Here is a 15,322-nt window from a genome sequence, read left to right on the forward strand (position 1 = left end):
CAGTGGTGGCGGTCCGCCTGCAAGAATCGACCTCGTGACCACACCACCTGCGGCTCCTGAGATTTCCGGTGCGAAGCACATCCACTCCGGGAAGGTTCGCGACCTGTACGAGTTGGAGTCGGGCGAGCTGCTGATGGTGGCCAGTGACCGGCAGAGTGCGTTCGACTGGATTCTGAGCACGCCGATCCCGGACAAGGGCAAGGTGCTCACGGCGATGAGCTTGTGGTGGTTCGAGCAGCTCGGGGTGCCGAACCACATCCTGTCCACCGATGTGCCGGCTGAGGTGGCTGGGCGTGCGGTGGTCTGCGAGAAGCTGGAGATGTTCCCGGTCGAGTGCGTGGCGCGCGGGTATCTGACCGGCTCCGGTCTGCTCGACTACCAGGCGACTGGTGGGGTGTGTGGGATCCCGCTGCCGGCTGGGCTGGTGGAGGCGTCGCGGCTGGAGGAGGCGATCTTCACGCCGGCTACCAAGGCCGATATCGGTGAGCACGACGAGAACGTCTCGTACGACGCGGTCGTGGCGACCGTCGGTGCGGAGACGGCCGCGGCGCTGCGGGAGACGACGCTGGACATCTACACGCGGGCCCGGGCGATGGCCGAGGAGCGCGGGATCATCCTGGCCGACACGAAGTTCGAGTTCGGTGCGCGCGCGGACGGGACGATCGTGCTGGCTGATGAGGTGCTCACGCCGGACTCGAGCCGGTTCTGGCCGGCTGAGCAGTGGGAGCCCGGTCGGCTGCAGCCGTCGTACGACAAGCAGATCATCCGGGACTGGCTGCAGTACGAGTCCGGGTGGGACCGGCACTCCGGGGAGGCGCCGCCGCCGCTGACCGACGAGGTGGTCGAGCGCACCCGTTCGGCGTACATCGGGGCCTACGAGCAGCTGACCGGGCGGACGTTCACCGCTTAGAAGAGGCCGACGCCGAGCGCCAGCAGGATGAAGCGGGCGGCACGGCCGATCAGCACCGACACTCCGAACGTGACCACGCCCATCCGGGAGGCGCCGCCGATCAGGGCGACGCCGTACAGGGGTGGGATGCCGACGGAGGCGCTGAGCAGCGTGACCGGGATGCCCCAGCGGCGGTCGCTCATCGCATCGAGGAGGCGTTTGCTGACGTCGCGGTTCCACTGCACGAACCGGCCCCAGCGGGTGTCCAGATCGACCGGCTTGGGTTCTTTCGACTTCCGCGACGCATAGCCCGGGCGGTAGCGGACGGCGAGGAACATGGCCACCTTGCCGATGGTCTGCCCGACGGACACCCCGATCGCCGCGACCACGGGGTCGAGGGCACCGGAGACGCCCACGCCGAGGACGTACGCCTCGGCGTTCATCACCGGGATGATGGCGGACCCGATCCCGAAGCCGACCGCCAGCAACAGCTGCCACACCCACATGATCTCGAGGCTATGCGCTGTTGCCTGAGCAATCACGAACATTTCACACTCGCGGGGCTGCAGACTGCCGGCCGCGGAGGATCGCGATCAGCCGGTACGACGATGCGACCTTCACCACGCACGCCGCGATCGCCATCGTGTAGGGCAGCCACTGCGCGCCGGTCTGGTGCGCGATGACGAGTGACACGACCACTGCGGCGGTGTTGACGGCCTTGGCCGGCTTGGACCAGTTCCAGAGCCAGATCGGGTAGTCGACCTTGTAGAAGTAGTTCGGGCTGAGTGTTCCGCGCCACAGCAGGAACGCCAGCGACAGCATGGTGTCCAGGACCCCGAACTGCACCAGGAAGATCGCCAGTGGCCCGATGGTCAGCGGGAACGTCGCCATGAACGCAGCGGCCAGCAGGAACGAGCACGCCCGGTCACAGACGATGTCGAAGACCGCACCGCCCTCGGACTCCTCGTTGCGGTACCGGGCGACCGCACCGTCGGCGATGTCACCGATCCAGTACGCGGCGTACCCGACGATCAACCAGCTCAGCGCACCGGTCCGGAACGCGATGGCAGCGATCACCATGGCGACCACGGTCCGCAGCAGCGTGATGCGGTTGGGGACTCCGAGCAGCAGGGCCGGCCGGACGGACAGCGGAACAGGAACAGTGGCCATCAGGCAGCCCTCAGATTCTCGGGATCGAGTGCATCCCGCAGTTGGTTGCGGAGCAGGTAGCCGGCCAGAGCGGCTCCGCCGGTGGCGAAGCCCCAGGACAGCAGCAGCAAGCCGGCCAAGCCGGCTGCAAGGAACGGCACCGAAGGCAGGTCGACCTGAAAGCCGATCAACCCACCCGGGCCCACCAGCAGCCCGGCACAGCAGCCGATCATCAGCGCCGGCGTCGCGACCATGGCGATCTGGTCACGGATCACCTGGCGCAGGAAGCGGGCATCGACGCCCAGCGCGGTGAGGCAGGCGAGCTGCCGGCGCTGGTCGACGAGTTGATCCGCCACGCCGACAGTCAGTGACGCCAGGGCGATCCCGGCGATCAGGGTCAGGCCGAGCCCGCTCATCACGTAGCCGGCGAAGTAGAAACCAAGGCTGTCGGGGTCGTTCTTGTCGATGCCGGTATAGAGCGCCACGTGGGCCAAAGCGCCGACCAGGAAGGCGCAGCCGAGCAGGACGCCACCCATCCGTGCGGCGGACCGGGCGTCGGCGACGATGCGGGCTCCGGCCAGCAGTTGCCCCGCAGTACCTGAGCGGCCGAGCAGGCGGCCGACCGGACCGGCCAGCTTGTGGACCTGGGTTGCCCACAGCATGGCCAGACCGATCAGGATCAAGGGCACCGTGAAGAAGGGGACCCGTGACCAGGTCAGCGCCGCGAGCACCAGGCAGGCCAAGCCGCCGATCACTCCCGTCGGTACCGGGAACGTGGATGCCTGCCTGTTCGCCGACGGACCGCGATAGGTGAGGTATCCCATCGCCGCACCACACAGGGTGAGTACGACGGCGACAGCAATCCACACCGGGAGATCCGAGAGGCTGAGGCCGGGGAAGACCCGAGCTACCAGAGGCAGTCCGCCGAAGAGCGCGGTGAGCACGGCATAGAGCGGACCGGACAGCAGCCCGCCGACCAGACCGATCAGAGTCGCGTCGGCGGTCGAAAGCCGCCGTACCTGCCCCAAAGACGCACCGGCCAACTGCAGTGCTGCGAATCGCCGTTCGCGTGCTGCTGTGCCGAGACGCAGCGCTTGAACCGCCAGACTGCCCGCCAGCACTGCCAGGACTCCGAGGGTCGCGGTGAGGCCAGGACGCAGGCCGGCCTCGGCGACGTAGTTGCTGTAGAGGTCCTTGGACAACTCGCCCCATCCGAGCAAGGCGATGTGTACGGCGTTGATCAGCAGCGCGCCGCTGAAGGCCAGGGCGGCTGTGGCGAGGTGGATGCGGCTGCGGTCGGCGGCCGTCCGCGACCTGGCGAGTAGGACGGTGGTGCTCAGCGAGAGGCTCATCAGGCTGCCCTCAAGTTCTCGGGGTCGAGGGCGTCCTCCAGCTGGTTGCGCAGCAGGAAGCCGGCCAGGACGCCGCCGGCTACGCCGAGAACGAGGCCGAGGGCGGCGACCGCACTCGCCGCGACCAGGTAGATGCCGTAGTACGGCTCGGGCTCGTCACCGACGATCGAGCCGCCGACCACGCGGCCGAGGGTGATCAGCATCCCCAGACCCATCCCCACTGCGAGCGCCGGTGCGCCGACGATGCTCAGCTGCCGGGTGATCATCCGGCGCAGGAACTGGATGTCGATCCCGAGCGCTGTCAGACAGGCGAGCTGCCGGCGCTGGTCGACCAGTTGATCGGCCACACCGACGATCAGGGCGGCCATCGCAACGGTCGTCACCAGCAGCAGGGCGAAGATGGCCAGGGCAAAACCCGTCACGTGGAACGTGCTGTCGAAGAACTCTTCCCGCGACAGCACGACCGCGATGAGGCCGTTGGCGAGCGCACCGATCAAGAAGCCGCAGCAGCCGAGCAGGGTGCTCATCCGCGCCGCAGGCCGGGCCTCTGTGACGAGCCGGGCGCCGGTGAGCAGGTTGAGGGGGCTACCGGACCTGACTAGCCGCCGACCGACGATCCGGATCCACGCCCGGTTCAGGTTGTAGAGGACGAAGGCCAGACCGACCACGAGCGCGGTGGTCGCGACATACCCGAGGAAGGGCGCCAGAACCATTGCCACGAGGACGAGTGCGACCCCCGCGACGACTCCCGAGCGACTCGCCTTCCCAAGCGCGTGCTCGGCCCGCGGCAGGAGGTCGTCCCGGTGCAGTACGGCGGCGATCACCGCCCCGGCCGCGGTCATCGTCACGACCACCGGGATCCAGGTCAGCACATCCACCGGCTGTACCGGAGGCAGGACCTGAGCCATTCTGGGCAACAGACTCAGGAACAGGCTGAGGACCAGATAGATCGGTGCCGCGAGCAGACCGCCGGCCAACCCCGCCATGGCCGCGTCGGTGATGGACAACCGCCGTACCTGCCGACTGGACGCCCCGGCCAGTTTCAGGGCGGCCATCCGGCGCTCGCGAGCCGCCGTACCGAGTCTCAAGGCCTGTACGGCGAGGCCGGCGGTGATCGCAGCCAGGAGAACCAGGATCGCGGCCAGTCCGGACCGCAGACCGGGCTCGGCGATGTAGTTGCTGTAGGTCGTGGCCGGTAACTCTGCACGACCGAGCCGAGCCACCCGGAGCGCGCCGAGCAGGAACGCGCCGCTGAGCCCGAGGGCTCCGACGGTCAGCCGGGTGCGGCTGCGGTCCGCGGGTGTCCGGGACCTGGCCAGCAGGAGCAGGGTCTCGACTGTCATCAGAAGGCCACTTCGTGCTGGATGACGCCGTCGCGTAGCCGGATCTCGCGGTTGGCGGCAGCGGCCACGAGGTTGTCGTGGGTGACCATCACCAGGGCTGCGCCGCGGTACTTGGCGGTCTTCACGAGAACGTCGAGCAGCTCCTTGCCGGCCCGGCTGTCCAGACTGCCGGTGGGCTCGTCTGCGAGGACGACGGTCGGTCCGGTGATGAGTGCGCGGGCGATGGCTGCCCGCTGGGTCTGGCCACCGGACAGCTCGGACGGTACGGCGTCAGCCTCGTCCTCGATGCCTACCTGGGTCAGCCACTCGCGTGCATGGACGTGGGCCTCGGAACGCTGGTGACCGGCGAGCAGCAGCGGCAGTGCGACGTTGTCGATCAGCGGCAGGTCCGGAACCAGCTGGCCGAACTGCAGGACGACACCGATCTTGGTCCGCCGCAGCTCTGCCCGCCTGTCCGGCGACAGGGTCGCCAGGTCCTGACCGTCCAGCCGCACCGAACCGGCGTCCGGGCTCAGAATGCCGGCCGCGCAGTGCAGCAGCGTGGACTTGCCGCAGCCGCTGGCACCGGTGATGGCGACGATCTCCCCGGCCTTGACCTGCAGCGAGACGCCACGCAGGGCCGTGTTGCGCCGGTACGCGAACTCGACGTCGGTCAGCTCAAGAGCGTTCATGAGGTCTCCTGCTCGGCAGTGCGGTCAAGGGCAATGCGTTCGAGGGCGCCGTCGAGCCAGCGCAGGTCGGCATCAAGGTGGGCGACGATGTAGTCGCGGACGATCGGGGAGGTCGGGTCCTGACCGGCAGGGGTCTCCTGCAGCTCGCGGATGCGGCGCAGGTGACTGGCACGCTGCCGAGCCAGGAAGGCGGCGGCGTCACCGCCGGTGCGGACCGCTGCGACGAGCTTGCGCAGCACCTCGTCCGCACTGCCCCAGGCGGGCGGCACCGGGTCTACCAGCCAGTCGGCCAGGTGCTGGCGGCCCTTGTCGGTGAGTGCGTAGACCGTCCGGTCCGGACCGCCGCCGGAGGTCTTCTCGACCACCTCGACGAGTCCGTCCCGCTCCAGCCGGCCCAGCGTTGTGTACACCTGCCCGAACGCCAGCGGGCGCCCGTCGGGGAACCAGCTGTCGTGGCCGCGCTTCACGTCGTACCCGTGCGCAGGACCTGCGGAAAGCAGGCCCAGGACGAGTTCAGCGGTTGCCATGAGAACGACTATACACCGCGTGTATGTACTGAGTGAATAGTCCGGCGAATGCGGGAATCCGGCGCCCGGTCGGTAGGATTCAGGGCGTCACCCCGGAACGAGACCTGGAGTAGTCAGTGGCCCGCGTTGTCGTCGATGTCATGCTCAAGCCCGAGATCCTCGACCCGCAGGGCAAGGCGGTGCACGGCGCGTTCGGCCGGCTCGGCTTCGACGGCGTGGCCGACGTCCGGCAGGGAAAGCGGTTCGAGATCACCCTGGACGGTGAGGCGACCGAGGAACGGGTCGCCGAGATCCGCCGGGCCGCCGACACCCTGCTGGCGAACTCGGTGATCGAGGACTTCACGTTGCACGTGGAGGACGGACAGTGAAGATCGGGGTCGTCACCTTCCCCGGCTCGCTGGACGACGCCGACGCCCGCCGCGCGGCCGCGGTGGCCGGTGCCGAGGCGGTCGCGCTCTGGCACGGTGACGCCGACCTGCACGGGGTCGACGCGGTCGTCCTGCCCGGCGGCTTCTCGTACGGCGACTACCTGCGCGCCGGTGCCATCTCCCGGTTCGCGCCGGTGATGGAGACGATCATCAAGAAGGCCGGTGAGGGTCTCCCGGTGCTCGGGATCTGCAACGGCTTCCAGGTGCTGTGTGAGTCGCACCTGCTGCCCGGTGCGCTGATCAAGAACCACCACCGCAAGTTCATCTGCAAGGACCAGGTGCTGCGGATCGAGAACAACCGCACCGCCTGGACCAGCGACTACGACGCGAACCACGAGATCACCATCGTGCTGAAGAACCAGGACGGTTCGTTCGTCGCCGACGAGGCCACGCTGGACCGGCTCGAGGGCGAGGGCCGGGTGGTCGCCCGCTACCTCGGCAACCCGAACGGCTCGTACCGCGACATCGCCGGTATCACCAACGAGCGCGGCAACGTGGTCGGCCTGATGCCGCACCCGGAGCACGCCGTCGAAACACTCACCGGACCGACCACGGACGGCCTGGGCTTCTTCACCTCGGTGCTGAAGGCCGTCGTCGCCTCCTGATGGGACGCTCAGGGCTGCGGCGCATCCTGCTCCGCACCCTCTTTGCCGCCACCGCCGCCCTGCTGACCTGCGCCGGTACGACGCCCGCGCAGGCGGCCGATGACGGTCAGACGGTGGTGATCGGCGTACCGGGGCTGTCCTGGTACGACGTCAAGGTGTCCCCCGAGCTGACCGCTCTGGTGAACCAGGCGAACGTCGGCTCGATCACCGTGAAGTCCGCCGGTCCGAACACCTGCCCAGTCGACGGCTGGCTCACCATCAGCGCCGGGACCCGTGCCTGGGGCAGCGTCCCCGGTGAGTCATGTGAAACACCAACCGTCGTAAACGGTGCAGTGCGCGGTTGGCAGACCTACATCGACCGCCAGTCCGAGCACCACACCGGCGCAGTGCTGGGCCGGCTGGGCGCGAACCAGCAGCAGCTCTGTGGGTTCGGTCCCGGGGCGGCGATCGCAGTGGCTCGGGTGAACGGTGCGGTCGGCGACCACTGGTTCCCGACCTTCGATCCGGCGAAGCTCGTGGGCACCACCTGCGACGACGCGATTGTCGATGCCGGTGCGCTGCCGCCGCGGGAGGGTCGCAAGGAGGCGCGCCGGAAGGTGGCCGAGCTCGTCACACAAGCCCGTGCGACTGGTAGCTCGGTGCTGCTGGTCGGCGTCAGCCAGGAGCTCCTCAACGCGCAGCAGCAGCCGCTGGTGGCGATGCAGCTCCCGCCGAGCGGGGAGCCGCGCTGGCTGACCAGCGACTCGACGCGACGGCCCGGGCTGATCCAGCTCACCGACATCACCGCCACCGTGCTCGAGGGCGAGCAGCTGGTTGATCCGACCCTCGAGCCAGCTGTCAACGCGCCTCTCGACGGAAACACGATCCGCGTCTCGGGCGACCCACATACCGATGCGGCCGCTGTGATCGAGGAGCGGCTCGACACCAATGAACGGTTCAAGCAGCCGCGGCCGATGCTGGTTGCGGTGTCGATGACCATCCTGGTGGCTGAGCTGCTCGCGCTGGCCTGGTTCTGGTTCACCCGGAGCCCCCGCGCGCGCCGTACCTTCACCTTCACGTTGCTGACCCAGGGCGGCTTCTTCATCGCGGTCTTCCTGTCCACCGCGACCGTCTGGTGGCGCTGGCCGTCTCCTGGTTTCTCCTTGTACTGCGTGGTTCTGGGCATCAGTGCGCTGTTCGCAGTGCTCACCCAGGTCTTCCTGAAGCGCTATGCGTTCCTGGGAATCGCACTGGCCGCCTACGCCATCCTCCTGGTCGACGGTGTGCTCGGTACGCCGTTGCAGTTCGGCAGCATGTTCACCGACGGACCTGTGATCGGTGGCCGGTTCTATGGCTTCGGGAACTCGACATTCGCCACTCTGGCGGTCGCAGCGCTCGTTGTGGCCGGCTGGGTCGCGCAGAAGCTGATCGACAAGAGCAGAGTGCAGGCGGCCCTTGCTGTGCTCGCGATCGGCGGCGCTGCGATCGTCGTGGACGGCAGACCGGGCTGGGGAACGGACTTCGGCGGCATTATCGCGCTGACCCCGGCGGTGCTGCTCATGGCCTGGCTGACCTGGCGCGGCAGCATCACCTTGCGCGCACTGATCGGTGTGGGCGTAGCCGGCGTACTGGCCGTGACTGCGGTTGCCTTCCTCGACTATCTGCGCCCGGCGGACCAGCGCAGTCACTTCGGCACGTTCTTCGCGCGGCTGCTCGACGGTGACGTCAGTGACGTGCTGATCCGCAAGCTGCAGATGGCGGTCGCGTTCTTCAACGGTCCGGCCGGCTGGGCGATGCTCGTCGCGGTGGTGCTCGCCATGCTGGCGACTGTGCTCCCCGCTCGGGTCCCCTTCCCGGCGTACCGGGACTTCTACACCAGTCTGCCGATGATCCGGCCGACTCTGCTGGCGCTGTCGACCTGTGGTCTGGTCGGCATGCTCCTGAACGACGCCGGGGTCGCGCTGCCCGCGATCATGACCGGCTTCGCCGTACCACTGCTGGTGGCGCATCTGGTCGCCCCTCAGCAGGCCAGTACCGGGCAGCCCAGTACCGTTTCACCTGAGTCCCACCTAGTGCAGGAGTCCAAAAGTGTCGACTGACACCGTCACCAACGCCGAGAGCACCCCGGACGTCGAGCAGCCGTGGGCCGAGCTCGGTCTGAAGCCGGACGAGTACCAGCGGATCCGCGACATCCTGGGCCGCCGTCCCACCAGCTGTGAGCTGGCGATGTACTCGGTGATGTGGAGCGAGCACTGCTCGTACAAGTCGTCCAAGGTGCACCTCAAGCGGTTCGGTGAGATCCCGCAGGAGACCCCGGCCGGCAAGATGCTCGCCGGGATCGGTGAGAACGCCGGCGTGATCGACATCGGCGAGGGCTACGCGGTCACGTTCAAGGTCGAGTCGCACAACCACCCGTCGTACGTCGAGCCCTACCAGGGCGCGGCCACCGGGGTCGGCGGCATCGTCCGCGACATCATCGCCATGGGTGCCCGCCCGGTCGCGGTGATGGATCCGCTGCGCTTCGGCCCGCTGGACGCTCCGGACACCAAGCGCGTGCTCCCGGGGATCGTGTCCGGCATCGGCGGCTACGGCAACAGCCTCGGCCTGCCGAACATCGGCGGCGAGGTCGTCTTCGACCCGACGTACATCGGCAACCCGCTCGTGAACGCGCTCTGTGTCGGCGTGATGCGGCACGAGGACCTGCACCTGGCCAACGCGACCGGCGTCGGCAACCAGATGATCCTGTACGGCGCCAAGACCGGTGGCGACGGGATCGGCGGGGTCTCGATCCTGGCCAGCGAGACCTTCGCCGAAGGCGGCCCGACCAAGCGGCCGGCGGTCCAGGTCGGCGACCCGTTCATGGAGAAGCTGCTGATCGAGTGCACGCTGGAGCTCTTCCAGGCCAAGGTGGTCGAGGGCATCCAGGACCTCGGCGGTGGCGGCCTGTCCTGTGCGACCTCGGAGCTGGCCAGCGCCGGTGACGGTGGCATGCGGGTGTCGCTGGACAAGGTGCCGCTGCGGGACGCCTCGCTGTCTCCCGAAGAGATCCTGATGAGTGAGTCGCAGGAGCGGATGATGGCCTGCGTCACGCCGGCCAACGTCGAGGAGTTCCTGAAGATCTGCGCCAAGTGGGACGTCCAGGCCGACGTGATCGGTGAGGTCACCGACACCGGCCGGCTGGAGATCGACTGGCACGGTGAGCGCGTCGTCGACGTACTGCCGGAGACCGTCGCACACGAGGGCCCGGTCTACAACCGTCCGTTCGCGCGGCCGGCCTGGCAGGACGACCTGCAGGCCGACGCTGCGGAGAAGTTGCCGCGCGCAACGACCTCGGCCGAGCTGCGGGACACCCTGCTGCAGCTGGTCGGCTCGCCGAACCTGTGCGACAAGTCCTGGATCACCGACCAGTACGACCGGTACGTGCTCGGCAACTCGGTGCTCGCGCAGCCCGAGGACAGCGGGATGATCCGGGTCGACGAGACCAGCGGTCTCGGCGTCGCGGTCTCCACCGACTGCAACGGCCGCTTCGCCAAGCTGGACCCGTACACCGGGGCCAAGCTCGCACTGGCCGAGTCCTTCCGCAACGTCGCCACCACCGGCGCGCGCCCGGTCGCGGTCAGCGACTGCCTGAACTTCGGTTCCCCCGAGGACCCGGACGTGATGTGGCAGTTCACCGAGGCGATCCGCGGCCTGGTCGACGGCTGCAAGGAGCTCGGCATCCCGGTCACCGGCGGCAACGTCTCGTTCTACAACCAGACCGGTGAGGTGGCGATCCTTCCGACGCCGGTCATCGGCGTCCTGGGTGTCATCGACGACGTCACCCGCCGTACGCCGATCGGCTTCACCGGCGAGATGGAGGGTCACCAGCTCTACCTGCTCGGTGAGACCGCCGAGGAGCTGTCCGGTTCGGAGTGGGCGCACGTCGTCCACGGTCACCTCGGTGGCCGCCCGCCGGCCGTCGACCTGGCCGCTGAGCAGCAGCTCGCCGACATCCTGATCAACGCGTCCCGGGACGGCCTGATCGACGCCGCCCACGACGTCAGTGACGGCGGGGTCGCCCAGACCCTGGTCGAGTCGGCACTGCGCGGCGGTGTCGGTGCGCGCGTGTGGGCGCCCGACAACCTGGACCCGTTCCTGTTCCTGTTCGCGGAGTCCGCCGGCCGCGCGGTCGTCGCCGTACCGCGCACCGAAGAGGTCCGGTTCACCGACATGTGCACCGCCCGGCGCTTCCCGCACACCAAGATCGGCGTCATCACCGGCGACACCCTCGACGTCCAGGACCAGTTCGAGATCCCCCTGACCGAACTCCGCGAAGTCTGGACCGCAACCCTCCCCGCCGCCCTGGCCTGACCCTTAGAGGAACTTGGCGTTGCCCGATCGTCTGGCACACTCGTAGGACGAGGGTGAGGTGGGGCGGATGGTGGAGCGGCGACCGGTGAAGCCGGCTGACCTGATGGGTCGGGCGGCGGCGGCCGGGCAGGAGGCGCGGGTGGTCGCGGCGCGGCGACGCGTGGCCAACATCCGGCTGACCGACGAGGAACGGCGGATCTGCACGGACGAGTTGGCCGAGCAGTTCGCCGTGGGGCGGCTGGACGAGGCTGAGCTGCACCTGCGCGTGGACCGGTTGCACGAGGCGGTCACGCATGCCGACCTGCAGCCGATCTTCGTTGGCCTGCCCACACCGTCGCTCTACCGGCCGACACCCCGCCCGACGGGACGCTGGCGCTGGGCCGCGTTCGTTGGCGCAGTGTGGCTGGCCGCACCGTTCTTCCTACTCGGCCTCGCGTTCCTGATCTTCGGCCGTGAGGTCGCAGCCGCAATCTTCGGCGTCCCGGCCCTCCTGTGGACAGCCGTCGCCTTCCGCTGGGCTCGCCGAGGGCAGACCTCAGGCTCCTAGCGTCGACTCCCGCGGGACCAGCTGGGCGGGCAGTTCCAGTACGCCGTGATGCGGGTTCCCGGCGATCGCGTCCAGCAGCAGGTGAGCGGCTCGGCGACCGAGCTCCTCGAGCCGTAGGTCCACCGAAGTGAGTGGCGGCCGGCTGGCAAGCGCCATCACCGGCCAGTTGTCGTAGCCGGTGACGGCGATCTCAGCCGGTACGGCGCGGCCCAGCTCGCGGAGGCGGTCGCACACGCCGCGGGCGATCTGGTCGCTGCCACAGGTGATCGCGTCGACGTCAGGGTGGCTGCGCAGAACCAGGTCGGTGGCCTGCCGCCCCCACTGCTCACTCCACTCGCCGAAGAGCGGCTCGCCCCCAGGTGCGCTCATCACGTGGGCGCGCTCTACTGCGGACCGGTGATCCGCCGGACCGGTGACGTGGGCAATCCGCGTGCGGCCGAGAGCGCGCAGGTGGGTGATGACCGCAGCAGCACCGGCAGCGTCGTCGACGATCACCGACGCGTCTGCCGGATCGGTCGACGCGGCCAACGCATAGACGACCGGCAGCGGTACGTCGATCGGTGGCCGCGGCTCGGTCCGACGGCCGGTCACGACGATGCCGTCGACCCCACGTGCCACCATCGACCGCAGATAGCTCTGCTCACGCAGCGGGTCGTCACGGGTGTCGCACAACACGGTCGCCAGTTCGCCGGCACTGAGCACGTCCTCGACGCCACGCATGATCGGGATGCTGAACCGTCCGGAGCTGTCGGTGGTCAGCAGTGCGACCGTGAACGTCCGCCCGGACGACAAGGCCCGGCCGCGAACATCAGGCGTGAACCCGAGCTGGGCCGCGGCACGGCGTACCCGCTCGCGCGTGTCCTGGCTGAGCTGGCCGGTGTTGTTGAGCGCCTTCGAGGCTGTGCCGGCAGAGACTCCGGCCAGCGCCGCGACATCCGTGATCCGTACCGCCGGGCGCTTCATAGTGCTACTTTAGCAGCACGGAAAACGTGTGCCGTGTTTCCGTGCTCGCGTGATCGTCCGCCCTCGAATCACCCGAAAGCAGGACTGCCATGACCGTTCCGAAGGGACTGCCGCGTCGTGAATTCCTCGGTGTCACTCTTGCCGCGGCGGCAGCCGTGAGCGCTGCCGAGACCTCCACAGCCGAAGCCGCCCGACCGCTCGGCCCACCCGCCGGCCGTGGCGGGCACTACGTTCCGCAGCGGGCGCCGCTGCGACCTGTGCCGTTCCAGAAGCTGCCGCCGGGTGCGATCGAGGCCCGCGGCTGGCTGGCCCAGCAACTGAAGCTGCAGGTCAACGGACTCAACGGCCGGTACGACGAGATCTCCGACTTCCTGGTGTACGACACCAACGGCTGGGTCGACCGGGCCAAGGACGCCTGGGAGGAGCTGCCGTACTGGCTGCGCGGCTTCGGCGATCTCGGCTACGTCACCGGTGACACCGGCGTACTGACCAGGGCGCAGCGGTGGATCGACGGCATCATTCGGACGCAGGCGGCCGACGGCTGGTTCGGTCCGGACCGGCTGCGCACCTCTCTGGAGGGTGGGCCGGACTTCTGGCCGGGGATGCCGCTGCTGGCTGCGATCCGGTCCTGGTACGAGTACTCCGGCGACCAGCGCGTCATACCGTTCATGACGAAGTACCTGCGGTTCCAGAACACGCAGCCGCCTGAGGTGTTCAACCGGTCGTGGGGTGCGTTCCGCTGGGGTGACAACATCGACAGTGCGTACTGGCTCTACAACCGCACCGGTGAGTCATGGCTGCTCGATCTGGTGACCAAGATGCACTCCGGTTCGGCGGACTACGTCAACGGCATTCCGACCTGGCACAACGTCAACCTGGCCCAGGGGTTCCGGGAGCCCTTGCAGTACTGGCTTCTCTCGGGCAACGAGCAGCACCGGGCGGCGACGTACCGGAACTATGCGACGGTGATGGGGCAGTACGGTCAGTTCCCGGGCGGTGGGTTCGCGGGGGACGAGAACTCACGGCCGGGGTTCGGTGACCCGCGGCAGGGCTTCGAGACCTGCGGGATCGTGGAGCTGATGCACAGCTTCGAGATGCTGTCCCGCTTCACCGGTGAGACGGTGTGGGCCGACCGGTGTGAGGAGCTGGCGTTCAATTCGCTCACTGCGTCGTACGACCCGCAGCAGAAGGTGATGCACTACATCACCTGTGCGAACAGTGTGGAGCTCGACGACACCATCAAGCATGGGCAGTTCCAGAACGGGTTCGCCATGCTGGCCTACAAGTACGGCATCCGCCAGTACCGGTGTTGTCCGCACAACTACGGCATGGGCTGGCCGTACTACGCGCAGGAGCTGTGGCTGGCGACTACTGACAACGGCCTGGCCGCCTCGCTCTACGCTGCCAGCAAGGTGACGGCGAAGGTAGGCGGCGGTGAGACGGTCAGCATCGTGCAGGACACCGAGTACCCGTTCGGTGACACCATCAACTTCACTGTGCAGGGCAACTCCCGTTTCCCCTTGTATTTAAGGGTCCCTGGCTGGGCGGACGCGTACTCCGTCACCGTCAACGGTGAGCGCTCCCGAGTGCGTGCGGACGGCGGCTGGATCCAGCTCGACCGGACCTGGCGGTCCGGCGACCGCGTGAAGCTGGTGCTGCCGATGCACGTTCGCACTCGGCAGTGGGAGGACAACCATGACTCGGTCTCGGTGGACCGTGGCCCGCTCACCTACTCCCTGGCCATCAGTGAGCGCTACGAGCGCATCGGCGGTACGACGGAGTGGCCCGAGCTCGCCGTACACCCGGACTCCCCGTGGAACTACGGTCTGGTGCCAGACGCGGGTTTCACACTTGTACGGCGGACTCCCGCGCCCGGTGCGGACCCGTTCACGACCGCTGGCGTGCCACTGGCGCTGACCACGAAGGCGCGCCGTATCCCGCAGTGGGAGACCGACAGCGAGAACGTGGTCGGCCTACTCCAGCCAAGCCCAGCTAAGACAACCCAGCCGGACGAGACCGTCACTCTGATCCCCATGGGCGCCGCACGGCTCCGCATCACCTCCTTCCCGCAGGTCGCGTCGACCGGAGCAGAGTGGCGACGCCGCACCCGCATCACCGCCTCACACGTTTGGGACGGCGACTCGCTCGAGGCCCCCGACGCCGGCCGCCTACCCTCCTCCTCCGCAGACACCTCCATCCCGCGCTTCACCTGGTGGGACCGGCGCGGCTCAACGGAGTGGATCCAGTACGACCTCCGCGAAGTGCGTGAGCTTCGACAGGCATCGGCGTACTGGTTCGACGACACCGGCTTCGGCCAGTGCCGCGTCCCAGCCTCCTGGCGAGTCCTCTGGCTGGACGGCACCACCTGGCGCCCAGTCGCCAACCCCACCCCGTACGGCGTAACCCCCGACCGCCCCAACACAACCACCTTCACCCCAGTACGCGCGCAGTACGTCCGAGTTGAGGCAGTGTTGCGCCCGACATACTCCGGAGGCCTCTTGCACCTAGCGTTTGGGTGA

The 15,322-nt window shown here is 68.4% G+C and carries 14 protein-coding genes; 7 read left to right on the forward strand and 7 right to left on the reverse strand.

Annotated elements, in window-relative coordinates; genetic code table 11:
* The first annotated feature begins 34 nt into the window (after positions 1 to 34).
* A complete protein-coding gene (locus ACFCV3_RS35250; RefSeq protein ID WP_376037817.1) occupies positions 35 to 910 on the forward strand; it encodes a phosphoribosylaminoimidazolesuccinocarboxamide synthase in 876 nt (291 codons plus the stop codon).
* Here the strand turns inward: ACFCV3_RS35250 and ACFCV3_RS35255 are convergent.
* The 6 genes from ACFCV3_RS35255 to ACFCV3_RS35280 are packed head-to-tail and all read right to left on the reverse strand — an operon-like array spanning position 907 to position 5,931.
* Positions 907 to 1,395 carry a hypothetical protein gene (locus tag ACFCV3_RS35255; RefSeq protein ID WP_376037820.1) on the reverse strand — a complete coding sequence of 163 codons (489 nt, stop codon included), beginning with the start codon at positions 1,393 to 1,395 and terminating at the stop codon, positions 907 to 909. The two genes, ACFCV3_RS35250 and ACFCV3_RS35255, sit on opposite strands and share 4 nt — an antisense overlap.
* 43 nt (positions 1,396 to 1,438) lie before the next feature.
* Positions 1,439 to 2,059, reverse strand: a complete 621-nt coding sequence (locus tag ACFCV3_RS35260) for a CDP-alcohol phosphatidyltransferase family protein (protein ID WP_376037822.1) — start codon at positions 2,057 to 2,059, stop codon at positions 1,439 to 1,441.
* Positions 2,059 to 3,390, reverse strand: a complete 1,332-nt coding sequence (locus tag ACFCV3_RS35265) for a hypothetical protein (protein ID WP_376037825.1) — start codon at positions 3,388 to 3,390, stop codon at positions 2,059 to 2,061. Before ACFCV3_RS35265 ends, ACFCV3_RS35260 begins: the two co-directional genes overlap by 1 nt.
* Positions 3,390 to 4,733, reverse strand: a complete 1,344-nt coding sequence (locus ACFCV3_RS35270) for an FtsX-like permease family protein (RefSeq protein ID WP_376037827.1) — start codon at positions 4,731 to 4,733, stop codon at positions 3,390 to 3,392. Before ACFCV3_RS35270 ends, ACFCV3_RS35265 begins: the two co-directional genes overlap by 1 nt.
* Positions 4,733 to 5,404: an ABC transporter ATP-binding protein gene (locus ACFCV3_RS35275; protein WP_376037830.1), complete on the reverse strand. Its 672-nt coding sequence runs from the start codon at positions 5,402 to 5,404 to the stop codon at positions 4,733 to 4,735. The genes ACFCV3_RS35270 and ACFCV3_RS35275 overlap by 1 nt, the downstream gene beginning before the upstream one ends.
* The gene (locus ACFCV3_RS35280; RefSeq protein ID WP_376037833.1) at positions 5,401 to 5,931 is read right to left on the reverse strand and encodes a PadR family transcriptional regulator; all 531 of its coding nucleotides are present in this window, start codon (positions 5,929 to 5,931) and stop codon (positions 5,401 to 5,403) included. The genes ACFCV3_RS35275 and ACFCV3_RS35280 overlap by 4 nt, the downstream gene beginning before the upstream one ends.
* A gap of 116 nt (positions 5,932 to 6,047) precedes the next feature.
* Between ACFCV3_RS35280 and purS the strand changes: the two genes are divergently transcribed.
* The 5 genes from purS (at position 6,048) to ACFCV3_RS35305 (ending at position 11,840) form a co-directional block, all read left to right on the forward strand.
* Positions 6,048 to 6,299 (forward strand): phosphoribosylformylglycinamidine synthase subunit PurS, encoded by a 252-nt coding sequence (gene purS, locus ACFCV3_RS35285; protein ID WP_376037835.1) that lies wholly within the window; start codon positions 6,048 to 6,050, stop codon positions 6,297 to 6,299.
* The gene (gene purQ, locus ACFCV3_RS35290; protein ID WP_376037837.1) at positions 6,296 to 6,964 is read left to right on the forward strand and encodes a phosphoribosylformylglycinamidine synthase subunit PurQ; all 669 of its coding nucleotides are present in this window, start codon (positions 6,296 to 6,298) and stop codon (positions 6,962 to 6,964) included. The genes purS and purQ overlap by 4 nt, the downstream gene beginning before the upstream one ends.
* A complete protein-coding gene (locus ACFCV3_RS35295) occupies positions 6,964 to 9,042 on the forward strand; it encodes a hypothetical protein (RefSeq protein WP_376037840.1) in 2,079 nt (692 codons plus the stop codon). The genes purQ and ACFCV3_RS35295 overlap by 1 nt, the downstream gene beginning before the upstream one ends.
* Positions 9,032 to 11,293, forward strand: coding sequence for a phosphoribosylformylglycinamidine synthase subunit PurL (purL, locus tag ACFCV3_RS35300; protein ID WP_376037841.1), 2,262 nt, complete (start codon positions 9,032 to 9,034; stop codon positions 11,291 to 11,293). Before ACFCV3_RS35295 ends, purL begins: the two co-directional genes overlap by 11 nt.
* A gap of 67 nt (positions 11,294 to 11,360) precedes the next feature.
* A complete protein-coding gene (locus ACFCV3_RS35305; RefSeq protein WP_376037844.1) occupies positions 11,361 to 11,840 on the forward strand; it encodes a DUF1707 domain-containing protein in 480 nt (159 codons plus the stop codon).
* Here the strand turns inward: ACFCV3_RS35305 and ACFCV3_RS35310 are convergent.
* On the reverse strand, positions 11,829 to 12,803 hold the full coding sequence (locus tag ACFCV3_RS35310) for a LacI family DNA-binding transcriptional regulator (protein WP_376037847.1): 975 nt from the start codon (positions 12,801 to 12,803) through the stop codon (positions 11,829 to 11,831). The genes ACFCV3_RS35305 and ACFCV3_RS35310 overlap by 12 nt on opposite strands.
* Before the next feature lie 89 nt (positions 12,804 to 12,892).
* On the opposite strand from ACFCV3_RS35310, the gene ACFCV3_RS35315 reads away from it, so the two are divergent.
* Positions 12,893 to 15,322, forward strand: coding sequence for a beta-L-arabinofuranosidase domain-containing protein (locus tag ACFCV3_RS35315; RefSeq protein WP_376037849.1), 2,430 nt, complete (start codon positions 12,893 to 12,895; stop codon positions 15,320 to 15,322).

It is taken from the genome of Kribbella sp. NPDC056345 (assembly GCF_042262745.1).
Lineage (GTDB): Bacteria > Actinomycetota > Actinomycetes > Propionibacteriales > Kribbellaceae > Kribbella.